The following is a 12,332-nucleotide window of genomic DNA, read 5'->3' on the forward strand; positions in this document are numbered from 1 at the left end:
GGTCATACGCCATAATCCTGCTGTACTGCAATCAGGATTCAGGAGGATCCTGACATAAGCGGCAAGGAAGCTTCACCGACCAGTTAATCAGATAGAGCAATCTATTAAGGACGTGTTCATGTCTTCTCTGTTCAAACGTTCCGTTACGGAAGGATTAGGTACGTTTTGGCTGGTGTTGGGCGGCTGCGGGAGTGCCGTATTGGCCGCATCGTTCCCCAATGTCGGGATTGGTCTGCTCGGTGTGGCCCTGGCATTCGGGCTCACCGTGCTGACCATGGCCTATGCCATCGGTCATATCAGCGGTTGCCACCTTAACCCGGCAGTATCCGTGGGGCTGGTAGTGGGCGGGAGGTTCCCGGCCAAGGAGTTACCGGCATACATCGTATCTCAGGTTATCGGCGCCATCGTCGCGGCTGCGCTGCTGTACTTCATTGCCAGCGGCAAACCAGGCTTTGAACTGGCCGGCGGCCTGGCATCCAATGGCTATGGCGAGCATTCACCGGGTGGTTACTCGATGGCTGCGGGCTTTGTCACTGAGTTGGTGATGACAGCGATGTTTGTGCTGATCATCCTCGGCGCCACCGACCGTCGTGCTCCAGCTGGCTTGGCGCCAATTGCCATTGGCCTGGGGTTGACGCTGATCCACCTGATCTCGATCCCCGTCACCAACACCTCGGTCAACCCGGCTCGCAGCACTGGCCCGGCGCTGATTGTCGGCGGTTTGGCACTCCAGCAGTTGTGGATGTTCTGGGTCGCGCCGATCCTCGGTGCAGTGGTCGGCGGTGTGGTTTATCGCTGGTTGGGCAAAGAAGAGAAAGCCTGAGGCAAACGGGTTCAGCCCTGCCGATAAGGCAGGGCTGTTCTCGCCTCCTCGGCGTACGCCACAATCCCCACACGCTCCCGCTCCAGAAAGTCCGCCACCGCCGTCTTCAAACCGGGATGGCGCAGGTAATGCCAGGAATGGGTAATGACCGGCTCGAACCCACGAATCAGTTTGTGCTCGCCCTGGGCACCGGCGTCGAAACGCTGCAAACCGTGGGCAATCGCGTAATCCATACCTTGATAGAAACATGTCTCGAAATGCAGGCGGTCGAACTCCGCCAGGCAGCCCCAGTAACGCCCATAAAAACTGCCGCCGCCGATCAAGCTGAAGGCCATTGCAACAGGCCGTGATCCTTGCTTGGCCAGCACCACGCGAATCACTTCAGGCATGCGTTCGGCCAACAGGCTGAAAAAAGCCCGTGTCAGGTAAGGCGACTGCCGGCGCACGGCGTAAGTATTGGCGTAGCAGGCATAGACAAAATCCCACTGAGCCTCGCTCAGCTCGTGACCTTGCAACCACTCGAACTCGATGCCTTGCCCCGCTACCTGTTCGCGCTCCTTGCGCATCTGCTTGCGCTTGCGCGAACTCAAGGCGTCGAGGAAGTCCTGGAAATCTCGGTAACCACGGTTCTGCCAATGGAACTGGCAACCCAATCGCTGCAGCCAGCCTGGCTGCAGGGCCAGGGCGCTGTCGGTCAACTCATCGGTGAAGTTGATATGGGCACTGGAAAGACCTTCGATTTCCAGGTAGCCAGGCAGGCTTTTGAGTAACTCAAAACCGTCCTCTGCACTGGCTGCCAGCAGGCGCGGCCCACTCACCGGACTGAAAGGAACGGCCGTCAGGAGTTTGGGGTAGTAGTCGATACCGGCACGCTCGCAGGCATCGGCCCAACCATGGTCGAAGACGTATTCGCCATAGGAATGCCACTTGCGATAGCTGGGCAACGCGGCGATCAGGCGCCCGTCTTCATAATGCAGCAAGTGCTCAGGCTGCCAGCCGGAGTGCGGACCGAGGCTGGCGCTGTCTTCCAGGGCACTGAGGAAGGCATGGCGCAGGAAAGGCTGGTCGACGGGGACCAGTGCATTCCAGTCGTCGGGGGCAATCTCGGACAGGTTATTCAAACGTTGTAACGGCATCCGCTTCCCCGACGATGATTGCTGGTAGACGGGGCGAGTATCGCAGTTCCAGCACTTTCACGGCCATAAAAAATCTATGGTCACCCCCATTTTTGCAATACTGATTAACGGGTGGTGTGGTTGGCTTGCTTAAATCTATCCGGCGTCTGTTTGGGGCATGCCCCAGCGCCACGATGAGAGTCGCGCCTGACGATCCTTAAAAACCCGTCGGCTTCTGAAGCCGATTTTTATGTCAGGATCTTCGCCAGGCCGGTGTGCCGTTCACATCATCTGTTGTTCAGCTATCGCAAAACCTGAAGGTGAATCGTGGTACTGCAACAACCGCGGGGTCAGGCGTTCAAGGCGTCTGGCCCTGCTTCATATTGCGTATGGTGAGCGGCTATCGCCCAAGCGATACGCGCCAGTTTGTTAGCCAGGGCACAGGCCACGACATTCGAATGTCGTCGACTTAGCAATGAGCGCACCCAATCGGCCAAGGCGCCTTTTTGGTGCTCCAGATTTTGCATATAGACCCTGGAACACTGCACCAACAGTTGTCGCAGGTGCTTGTCACCACGCTTGCTGATTCCCAGCAAGTTGGCCTTGCCACCGGTGCTGTACTGTCTGGGCACCAAGCCCACTGAGGCGGCAAAGTCCCGACTGCATCGGTACTGCTTGCCGTCGCCCATTTCTACAGCCAGCAGGCTGGCGGTGATCGGGCCGACACATGGAAGACTCAGCAAACGACTGCCCAGATCATCGTCGGCCAGTTGGCCCGCCAGCTCTTTGTCCAAGACCTTGATTTGCTCATCCAGGTAGGCAAAGTGGTCGTGCAGGCGTTGCAACAATATCGTCAGACGAACGGGTAATTCATGCTCGGCCAAGGCGCTCGCCAGACGCTTCATGATGGCCAACCCTTTGGGCAGACTGATCCCAAACTCCAGCAGGAAACCGTGCATCTGATTAGCCGTTTTGGTGCGGTCATGCACCAGCGATTCGCGCATCCGGTGTAGCACGGACAGGGTTTGCTGGGATTCGGTTTTAGGCGTGACGAAGCGCATAGATGGGCGCGAAGCGGCTTCGCAGATTGCCTCAGCGTCGACAAAGTCGTTTTTATTGCCCTTGACGAAGGGCTTAACGAACTGCGGAGAAATCAGCTTGGCCGTGTGCCCCATTGCCGCCAACTGACGAGCAACATAGTGCGACCCCGCACAGGCCTCCATCACCACGATACAGCTCGGCGAGTTGCCGAAAAACTGCATCATTTGCGTCCGTGAGCATTTTTGCGAAACACCTCACAGCCCGACTTATCCTGGCCGTGCAGGTGGAAAGTATGTTTGCCGAGATCGATACCGATCAGTGCTGACTCGCTCATGATGATGGCCTCCGAAAACAAAACACCCCGTGAAAGCGTAGCCCTCACAGGGTGTTGGGGGTGACCATCTCATTAAACCGGACGCTGTCCGGTTTTTTTTCGCCCTCAGTTTTTGGCTTTGGCAGCGGCTTCATCCAGTTCCTGGAGCCTTTTGTCGATTAGTTGACACTTGTCCGGCAGATCGGCGCTGGCGGTGTCCAGGTCCATGTGCTGCAGCTCTTCGTTTATCTCTTTGGCTTTGGTCGGGTTCTGTTCCGTGAGTTTGCTCACTTCCTTGGCCAGTTGTTCACGCTTGGCGGTGGCTTCTTCCGGAGTACACGCCCAGGTGGGCAGGGCAGCGAACAGCGTGGCGGCAACGAACATATTCAGCAGGTTTTTCATCGTTCTGACCTCCATGACGGTGATGTTCAGTTGAGGTGGCGGCCAATGCAAAAGTTCAGTGCAATGACGCCTGTCCACAAGGCTGAACGGCTGTTGACGCTGCATGTCACAACCTATGAAGGGCATCTATCCGTGTGCCTGAAGGAGGAATCAGGATGACGACTTACAATTGGGATTTGATTGAACGTCTGCTTCATGAAGTGCAGAACAGTGCGGGTGACAGTTTTGCCCCGCGCAAGTATGCCGAGCAACACGCCGCGCAAAAGGCTACGGCGGGCGAGTCCACTGGCAACCTCGACGAACTGAAAGTCACCGCCACCGAATACGAAAAGCTGCTATTGGACCGTGGCTTTATCGAGTCGCGTCCCGAGGAAGAGGGCGGCAATGGCGAGAACTTCATCCTGACGCTCCGTGGCTCCCAGCTGCTGAGCCTGATCGACAGCTGCATTCCGGGTAACGATCACCCGCGCCAGGTACTGGATGAACAGGTGGATGCGTTGGATCCAGCGACGTTCGATGAAGTGGCGTCCAAAGCGCAGATAGCCTGAATCCAGAGGTGCTGATTGCGCCTGTGCGCAAGGCGAGGATCGCAGTGAATTGCGCTGAGGCTATAGTGAGGCGCTTCGCAAACACTTGAGCGCCTTGAAATCACTGCGCACCTTGTCGATTTTTTGCGCCAGCTTCTGCCGTTGCTGCACGGTGCTTTCGGCCATCAAGTCAACGATCAGGCTGCGGGCCGCCTGTTCCGTCTGGGCATAGGCCTGCCGATAAGCCGGGGTCCACAGGCTTTCACGGTCCACCAGCAGTTGCTGCATTTTCTGCGAGAAGTCGCTGCTCTGGCGTTGCTCCACAGAAGCGATGAACTGCGTCTGCCAATGGGCGCGATTGCCGATCCACTGCTGGTTCTGTTCACCCAGGGTAATTGACCAGGCCATTACTCGATTCTGTTGGCTGGGGCTAAGCGAACCGAGCCAGGTATCCAGGCGCTGGATCATGCGCTCGCTGCGCTCGTTGATCTGTTGTTCCAGTGATGGCTTGAGGTATTCGTCCTGGCGTTTGCGCAGATCCTTCGCCAGCGCCTGTTTCATGTCGTTGACCTGCTGATCGTCCAGGCCACGCAACAGTTCGGTCGCCGACGGGGTGATTTGCCGGGCGACTTCGGCAATCGCCTGCTTGGCCTCTGCGGTGCGGGTTTGCAGGGCGGCGTCGGTGACTTGATTGCTGTCGACCATCTGTTGCAGACGGTCCAGCCAATCCAGGTAGCCCGGCAGTTGGGTGGTGCAATGCCAGGCCAGGTGTTCCTTGAGGGTATCGTTGAACCAGCTCTTTTGCCCGGCGTTCATGTCCAGGTAGTCGTTGAGGGTCCAGGGGATGATTACGTCGAGGTTGCGATAGGCCAGGCCCACCCGATTGCAGCCGGCAAGCACGAGGCTCAGGGCCAGCAGGACCACCAGTAGTTTTAACCGACGCAGCATGGGCGAGTCCTTGCGCAGATGGGATAGTTCATCTGAACCCGCCACGAGGGCGACAGTTCAGCCCATCAATAAAACGACCGCTCGGCCTTCAAGGTCAACAGGCCGTCACATTGCGAGTTGTGTCCAGAGTATGCCGAGCAATCGCCGCCACTGAGACTGGAGTCGCTGTAGATCAGGTTGAGATCGATGCCCATGAACGGCCGGGAGAACTTCACTGACCAGTCGCTGAAGCTGGAAATCGAGCCGCCATCAGTCACCGACACCGGACTGCCCAACTGATGGGTGGTGTACTTGATGCTGACGCCGATGCCGAAGGGCTGGGTTCCACCACCCAAGTCGGCAAACAGCGTGCTGTCGCGGCGGTCCGGGTCGTTGCTGAAGGCGGCGCCAAAGCGATTGCCCAGCAGGGTCAGGCCGCCATAGAACTCTTGGCTGTCGAGGGGGCTTAACTTTGGATAACTGTAGTGAATCATCCCCAGTTCATAGCCCAGAGTTTGATCGAAAGGGTGCTTGAAGCCCATGTAGGAGTCGACTTCAAGGTTAGTGGCCGATGAAAGCCCCATGCTAGGCGACCATTGGCCGAAATACAGGCCGCTGTCGTGGGACAGGTCCAGGCCACCGTGGAAAGAATCGCTACCGGCAGACGTGGGTTTGACCAGGCCTTGGGCCATGCTGCGGCTGGGGGTGGTGCCTAGCTTGAGGTCGAAGTCCCCCAGTTCACGCTGGAAAACCTGCGCTTCGGCGAGAGGGCTGGCCAATAGGGCGCAGGCCAGGAAAATGCAGGTTTTGAGCATGCTTCACTCCGTGGAAAGCGAGGAGCAGTAACAGGAAGTATCAGGCAAACGCCCGATTTAGACGTGTGCAAGCATACCGGCGAAAGCCTGGTGATGAGGCCCGTTCGTCGATTAGCTCAATAGAAGGTGGAGCAAGGAGGGTATTTCGGGCTCTAGTCCTAGCGCCTTGGAAGGCAAAGCGCTTAGGGACCAGGTGTCACGCGCGGGTGTTACTTTTTACCCAGGGTGATCTGCTTGGACGGGCCGAAAGTCTGGCCGCTCACGCCTTTGGCAATCTGCTGGATTTCGCCACCGGACTTGAGGAAAGCAGCAATCTGGCTGTTGATCGATTCGCTGGTTTCAACGGCGGGAGCTGGCTTTGCTTTGCTGTTGGATGCTTTTACACGCATGGCGGCCACTAACCTGTAGAAAATTAACTTGGCCAGGCATCGTACATGAAAAGCTTGACAATTGCTTGACAAATATCCCCCTGAAATAAGCGGCACTCTTCTGAAATGCCTAAGTTGATGTTTGAAATAAACGCCTAACTCGCTGTTTTAACTAGAAACCGATGGTCAGAAAACAGCCTGGATCATGGGCGAAATGTAGGGTGCTGACCAGACGAGCGGAGGCCTACTGGGAAAAGACCAGCCCAGGCCATGATTTTTCGGGGCTGTGGACCCGGTCGGGGCTCCGTTGCCGTCAAACTCGGGTAGAATGCCGCCCACGTAACGAGGGTATTGGAAATGGCTTTAGTCGGGCGCTACAACAGCTTGCAAGTGGTTAAACACACTAACTTTGGTTTGTACCTGGACGGTGATCAAGAGGGCGAAATCCTCTTGCCTAATCGTTATATTCCCAAAGATATTCCCAGTGAAGATGAAGACTGGCTTAACGTTTTTATTTATCTGGACAGCGATGACAAACTTATCGCTACCACCGAAAAGCCAAAAGTACAGGTGGGTGAATTTGCCAGTCTGAAAGTGGTTGAAGTCAACAGCATCGGCGTGTTCCTGGACTGGGGGCTGCCCAAGGATCTGTTGCTGCCGTATTCCGAAGAAAAGCGCCAGATGACCGCCGGTGAATACTGTGTGGTGCACGTCTACCTCGACAAACACACCAAGCGCATCACCGCCACTGCGCGTCTTGACCGCTATCTGGACAAGACCCCGGCCAACTACAAAGTCGGCCAGGAAGTTGATCTGCTGGTTGCTGAAGCCACCGATATGGGCTTCAAGGCGATCATCAACAACAAGCACTGGGGCCTGATCCACAAAAACGAAGTGTTCAAGTTCCTGCGCCCGGGTAAAGAAGAGAAAGGTTTTATCAAGGAAATCCGCGCCGACGGCAACATCAGCCTGAGCCTGCAACCGGTGGGTGAAGAGGCGGCCTCCAGCCTGAACTCGAAGATCCTCGCCAAGTTGCGTGACAACAACGGCACGTTGCCGGTCAGCGATAAAAGCGATCCGGCCTTGATCAGCAGTTTGTTCGGCGTCAGCAAGGGCAACTTCAAGAAGGCCATTGGTGCGCTCTACAAGCAGGGGCACATTGTGATTCATGCGGATCGCATTGAGTTGAGCTGACCGAGATGGGTTGTGTTGCGGGAGCACGTCTGCTCCTGCAAGCAGCAGCTGTGCAATTGATTGTGTACAGGATTGAGCTGCACCGTTGCTGAGCGCATCTGCACCGTTTAATCGCTTTATCTCCCTTTCTGTTGGCTGATCCCTCTCTCTTTTGACCCTTGTCCTAGAGGGATTGTGTCGTCTTTTATTCCGTTGGCACGCATTCTGCTCATCATCTCGTATACAAACCATGCCGCCTCCCGTACGCACTCCCGTTGCGGGTGGCAGGCCGGTATTTTCGAGGAGCCCTGCGATGTCCGAACAATTGCCCAAAGGCTACAGCCCGCGCCTGTACAACCAGGACCTGGGACCGCTGCCGCAAAAATGGAACTGGTACAACATCTTCGCCTTTTGGATGAGTGATGTGCACAGCGTCGGCGGTTATGTATTTGCGGCCAGCTTGTTTGCGTTAGGGTTAGCCAGTTGGCAGGTGTTGATCGCCTTGCTGGCCGGTATCTGCATTGTTCAGTTGATTGCCAATCTGGTGGCCAAGCCGAGCCAGCAGGCCGCCGTCCCATATCCGGTGATCTGCCGGATGGCCTTTGGTGTGTTCGGGGCGAATATTCCGGCGGTGATTCGCGGTTTGATCGCCGTTGCCTGGTATGGGATTCAGACGTACCTGGCGTCCAGTGCCTTGATCATTGTGGTGCTGCGCTTTTTCCCACAGATGGCGGCGTACGCTGAGCCGCATTTTGCCGGCCTGTCTTACTTGGGTTGGTTCGGTTTCCTCAGTTTGTGGTCGCTCCAGGCATTGGTGTTCTGGACCGGCATGGAATCCATTCGCCGTTTTATCGACTGGGCCGGTCCCGTGGTCTATGCGGTGATGTTCGTGCTGGCCGGCTGGATTGTCTGGAAAGCAGGCTGGGCGAATATCAGTTTTACCCTGTCGGAAAAGTCCCTGTCTGGCTGGGAAGCATTCGGTCAGGTGATCGTCGCCACGGCGCTGGTGGTCTCGTATTTTTCCGGACCTACTTTGAATTTCGGCGATTTCAGTCGCTACTGCCGCACCATGAAGGACGTGCGGCGCGGTAATTTCTGGGGGCTGCCGGTGAACTTCCTGGCGTTCTCTGTGGTGACCGTGGTGATTGTCTCGGGCACCTTGCCGGTGTTCGGTGAAATGCTCCACGACCCGATTGCGACCGTCTCGCGCATCGACAATGACATGGCCGTATTGCTGGGGGCGTTTGCGTTCGTCACCGCGACCATTGGCATTAATATCGTCGCGAACTTTGTCTCGCCAGCCTTCGATTTCGCCAACGTGGCTCCAAGCAAGATCAGTTGGCGTGCCGGCGGGATGATCGCGGCGGTGGCTTCGGTCTTCATCACCCCTTGGAACCTGTTCAATAATCCGCTGATGATCCATTACACCCTGGACATACTGGCGGCGTTTATCGGGCCGTTGTTCGGGATTATGTTGGTGGATTACTACCTGATCAAAAATCAGAAGATTGATGTCGACGCGCTGTTCGATGACAGCCCGAGTGGACGTTATTACTTCGACGGCGGGGTCAACTGGACGGCAGTCAAGGCGCTGGTGCCCGCGACGCTGGTGGGTGTGGCGATTACCTTCATTCCCGTGCTGCAGCCGATGGCCAACTTTGCCTGGTTCACCGGTTGCTTTCTCGGCGGTGCGTTTTTTCTGGTCCTGGCTCGCCGGGAGCAGGTCCGTGCCCCGGCGACACTGGTTACTGGCTGAGCGGATTTGCGCCGGTCACGGTAGCGGCGGCGGGGCGCAGCAACAGCGCCCCCGCCAGCAACAAACCGCTACCGGCCACGATCAGGGCGGGCTGCAGCCCGCCACTGAAGTGACTGCTCACCGCCGCCAGCAGCGGGCCACTTAGTTGGCCAACGGCGAAACATGCGGTCAGCAAGCCGGCATTGCGTTGGGTGCCGTGCGGTGCGATTTCACGTAGACGTTGCATCACCAACTGCATGCACGCCAGGAACGGCATCCCACACAGCAGTACCCCCAGCGCCAACCCCGCGCCATTGCCCAGCAGACAAGCGGAGACGCCGGCGCCTTGCAGCCATAACGTCGCGATCAACCAATGCCGGGTAGCGTTCGGGTTGTGTCGACGCAGGCTGACCAGCAGCACGCCAATCGCCGAGGCCAAGCCAAAGCACGGCCAGAACAAATCAGCCTGCCAGGCACCTTTGAACTGGGCACTGGCCATCTGCGACAGAAACGTCGCCGGAATGATGTAGCCCAGACCGTAGAGGCAATAGATCCAGCCCAAACGCGCAATGCTGCCGTTGGTGCCACCCTGAGCATTGGCGGCAGGCGCCGTGGTGGCGTTTGCCTGGGGCAACAGCGGCAGAATCACCAGCAACATCACCAGGGCGACCGCTGCGTAGATCAGCCATAAAGTGGCAGACGTCTGATTCAGCAAGTGTGAGCCGAGCGCGAGAAGCCCGGTCAGAAAAATCCCCAAACCCGGTCCGGCAAAGACCAAGGCCCCCAGGCGTGGGCGACCAGCGGCAATAGCCAGTGGCTGGCTCAAGCCTGTGATCATCACCAGTACCCAGGCGCTGGCGACGCCGGTACCAAAGCGCAATAACAGGTGTGACCAGAACCCATTGGCCCAGAACGAAGCCAGGGTCAGCAGTACACACAACCACAATCCACCGAGCAGCCGCCCGCGCACATGATGATGGCTACGGGCGAACATCGAATCCACCGCCCCGACGAAATAGCCCAGGTAGTTGGCCGCCGCGATCAGGCCGGCCTGTGTCAGGTCGATCTGCCCTTCACTGAGCAAATGGGGCATTTGGGGAGTAAGGGCGAAGCGGCCAATGCCCATGGCCATCATCAGAGCGATAAAGCTGGCGAGTAAGCGGATGAGGGGGGACATGGTCAGTTTTCCTGCAAGCAGCGAGTGACCGTTAGGCTAGGACGGATTGACTTTCTTTAAAATTGAATAATAGTGAGTAACTTGTTCTGTTTAGGAGAATGGTGTGGAGTTCAGTCAATTGCGGATTTTCCAGGCCGTGGCCGAGGAGGGCTCCATCACTCGTGCCGCCGAGCGCCTGCATCGGGTGCCGTCCAACCTGTCGACCCGGCTCAAGCAGATGGAAGAACAGTTGGGTGTAGAGTTGTTCGTCCGTGAGCGCCAGCGCTTGCAGTTGTCACCGGCCGGCAAGGTCCTGCTGGACTACAGCGCACGGCTACTGGCCTTGCATGACGAAGCCCATGGCGCCGTGCAGGGCGGGCAGCCCGCCGGGGACTTTGTCCTGGGCAGCATGTACAGCACGGCGGCGATTCATTTACCGACGTTGCTGGCGCGTTATCACAAGGCTTATCCGATGGTGAACTTGCAGGTGCAATCGGCGCCCAGTGGTGAGTTGCTAGAGGGCCTGATCACCGGGCGTCTGGACGCAGCATTGGTGGATGGGCCGCTGACCCTGGCCACGCTGGACGGCGTGCCTCTGTGTGAAGAGCGTTTGGTGCTGATTTGTGAAGCTGATCACCCACCGGTGCGCGGGCCCCAAGACGTCGCCGGGCGCTCGGTGTTCACCTTCCGACGCAGTTGTTCCTACCGGGCGCGGCTGGAGGCGTGGTTTTCCCACGATCGTGTGGCCATGGGCCGGGCCATCGAAATTGAGTCGTATCAGGGCATGCTGGCCTGTGTCATCGCCGGTTCCGGGGTGGCATTGATGTCTGAATCGATGCTCGAGAGCTTGCCCGGCAAGGACAGCGTGTCCGTTCATCCGCTGGCGGAGCCTTTTGCCAGTGCCACCACCTGGCTGATGTGGCGCAAGGGTATGCTCGGGGCTAACCTCAATGCGTGGATTGATCTGCAACAAGAGGGCAAGGTAGAACCCGTACAAGATGCCCGAGCGATTGCTTGAACGATCCGTCAGGATTTTGATCCATTCAGTAATAGTTCGTTGTGCTTTCAAGCAAGCATTACGTAGGACTTAGGGCTACTATCTGTATGAAACGGCGACAGAACTCTGCCGTTCGGCATTACCCCAAGGGGGCACCATGAAAGAGAAACTGCAAAACTGGCTGCACGACCTCGGCGTCGCACTGGGCTTGATCGAGCCTCCGCTGCAACCGGTGCCTATTCGCACCGATGATGAGCAACGTCGGCCGCGTCGCAGGTAAGTCCTGAAAGGCGCTCACGCGAAGGTTGGGTTTATCGTGCGAGCGCTGCCGGGTGGGTTACTCAGGGTTGTTTTGGCCCCTGAGGCTGGGCCTGCAGGCTAAAATTTCCCAAATCTTGTTTTCGCTGAATCATTGAATTTGTCTGACTATGAAACCGTTCTGGTCGGACATCTCCTGTTGCGGTACCCGCCAGTATTTTCATTGTTCTAAAGCCCTATGTTGTTGCTTCCCTCAAGGCAAAAGCAGAGCGATGTGCATATGAGCTCCGGGTTTCGGTTGTCGGGCATTGTGGTGCTTATCGCAGGCTGCGTAAGCCCCCATGCCTCAGACTCTAAAAACAACGTAGAAGACATCGTCATCTCCCACTTCCAGTCTCTGGAACCTCAAAGCTGTCGTCCTTCAGACGTCCCTCTTGATCGGAACCAGGTACGGGATTTTTTCCAGCGCGCCGCAACTATTGATAGTCGCACGTTGCATGATCGCTACGAGTGGGCGCCTTGTTACCTTGAAGGTACGTTGAAATACCAGGGGCAAGCGTGCACGTGGCAGGTGAGGGCGGGAGCCACCGGGGTGATTGAGTGTCTGGCGCTGGAGCAATATTTTGCGTGTGAGGAGTGCGACGATCTATTTGTCAGGGCTGAGCGCTAGATCAGGTAAAAA

General features: G+C 57.2%; 12 protein-coding genes and 1 pseudogene. 6 read left to right on the plus strand and 7 right to left on the minus strand.

Features of this window, described 5'->3' with window-relative positions; genetic code table 11:
- Positions 1–118 precede the first annotated feature (118 nt).
- Complete coding sequence (aqpZ, locus tag HKK55_RS03755; protein WP_169353428.1) at positions 119–823, plus strand: aquaporin Z; 705 nt, start codon at positions 119–121, stop codon at positions 821–823.
- An 11-nt stretch (positions 824–834) separates the two neighbouring features.
- Here the strand turns inward: aqpZ and HKK55_RS03760 are convergent, their stop codons facing one another.
- From HKK55_RS03760 to HKK55_RS03770, 3 genes and pseudogenes are all read right to left on the minus strand, one after another.
- On the minus strand, positions 835–1,959 hold the full coding sequence (locus HKK55_RS03760; RefSeq protein ID WP_169353429.1) for a GNAT family N-acetyltransferase: 1,125 nt from the start codon (positions 1,957–1,959) through the stop codon (positions 835–837).
- Positions 1,960–2,288: 329 nt separating this feature from the next.
- A pseudogene (locus HKK55_RS03765) lies at positions 2,289–3,313 on the minus strand (IS110 family transposase).
- Between the two features lie 105 nt (positions 3,314–3,418).
- Positions 3,419–3,694, minus strand: coding sequence for a hypothetical protein (locus HKK55_RS03770; protein ID WP_169353430.1), 276 nt, complete (start codon positions 3,692–3,694; stop codon positions 3,419–3,421).
- Positions 3,695–3,849: 155 nt separating this feature from the next.
- Here HKK55_RS03770 and HKK55_RS03775 point away from each other — a divergent pair, with 155 nt between their 5' ends.
- Entirely contained in the window at positions 3,850–4,242 is a 393-nt protein-coding gene (locus HKK55_RS03775; protein ID WP_169353431.1) for a transcriptional regulator, read from the plus strand.
- A gap of 60 nt (positions 4,243–4,302) precedes the next feature.
- Here the strand turns inward: HKK55_RS03775 and HKK55_RS03780 are convergent, their stop codons facing one another.
- The 3 genes from HKK55_RS03780 to HKK55_RS03790 all read right to left on the minus strand — a co-directional run bounded on the left by HKK55_RS03780 (position 4,303) and on the right by HKK55_RS03790 (position 6,352).
- On the minus strand, positions 4,303–5,169 hold the full coding sequence (locus HKK55_RS03780) for a DUF6279 family lipoprotein (protein ID WP_169353432.1): 867 nt from the start codon (positions 5,167–5,169) through the stop codon (positions 4,303–4,305).
- A 65-nt stretch (positions 5,170–5,234) separates the two neighbouring features.
- Positions 5,235–5,963, minus strand: a complete 729-nt coding sequence (locus tag HKK55_RS03785) for a TorF family putative porin (RefSeq protein ID WP_169353433.1) — start codon at positions 5,961–5,963, stop codon at positions 5,235–5,237.
- 209 nt (positions 5,964–6,172) lie between these two features.
- The gene (locus tag HKK55_RS03790) at positions 6,173–6,352 is read right to left on the minus strand and encodes a hypothetical protein (RefSeq protein ID WP_034146402.1); all 180 of its coding nucleotides are present in this window, start codon (positions 6,350–6,352) and stop codon (positions 6,173–6,175) included.
- 336 nt (positions 6,353–6,688) lie between these two features.
- On the opposite strand from HKK55_RS03790, the gene HKK55_RS03795 reads away from it, so the two are divergent.
- Together HKK55_RS03795 and HKK55_RS03800 are read left to right on the plus strand one after the other, a co-directional pair.
- Positions 6,689–7,525 carry a S1 RNA-binding domain-containing protein gene (locus tag HKK55_RS03795; protein WP_169353434.1) on the plus strand — a complete coding sequence of 279 codons (837 nt, stop codon included), beginning with the start codon at positions 6,689–6,691 and terminating at the stop codon, positions 7,523–7,525.
- Positions 7,526–7,817: 292 nt separating this feature from the next.
- Positions 7,818–9,260, plus strand: a complete 1,443-nt coding sequence (locus tag HKK55_RS03800) for an NCS1 family nucleobase:cation symporter-1 (RefSeq protein WP_169353435.1) — start codon at positions 7,818–7,820, stop codon at positions 9,258–9,260.
- Here the strand turns inward: HKK55_RS03800 and HKK55_RS03805 are convergent.
- Positions 9,250–10,416 (minus strand): MFS transporter, encoded by a 1,167-nt coding sequence (locus tag HKK55_RS03805; protein WP_169353436.1) that lies wholly within the window; start codon positions 10,414–10,416, stop codon positions 9,250–9,252. The two genes, HKK55_RS03800 and HKK55_RS03805, sit on opposite strands and share 11 nt — an antisense overlap.
- A 103-nt stretch (positions 10,417–10,519) precedes the next feature.
- Here HKK55_RS03805 and HKK55_RS03810 point away from each other — a divergent pair, with 103 nt between their 5' ends.
- Both HKK55_RS03810 and HKK55_RS29390 read left to right on the plus strand, forming a co-directional pair.
- Positions 10,520–11,413, plus strand: a complete 894-nt coding sequence (locus tag HKK55_RS03810) for a LysR family transcriptional regulator (RefSeq protein ID WP_169353437.1) — start codon at positions 10,520–10,522, stop codon at positions 11,411–11,413.
- Positions 11,414–11,549: 136 nt separating this feature from the next.
- Positions 11,550–11,672, plus strand: coding sequence for a PA1414 family protein (locus HKK55_RS29390; RefSeq protein ID WP_003210728.1), 123 nt, complete (start codon positions 11,550–11,552; stop codon positions 11,670–11,672).
- The last annotated feature ends 660 nt before the right edge of the window (positions 11,673–12,332 follow it).

The sequence above is a fragment of the Pseudomonas sp. ADAK18 genome (genome assembly GCF_012935695.1).
Lineage (GTDB): Bacteria > Pseudomonadota > Gammaproteobacteria > Pseudomonadales > Pseudomonadaceae > Aquipseudomonas.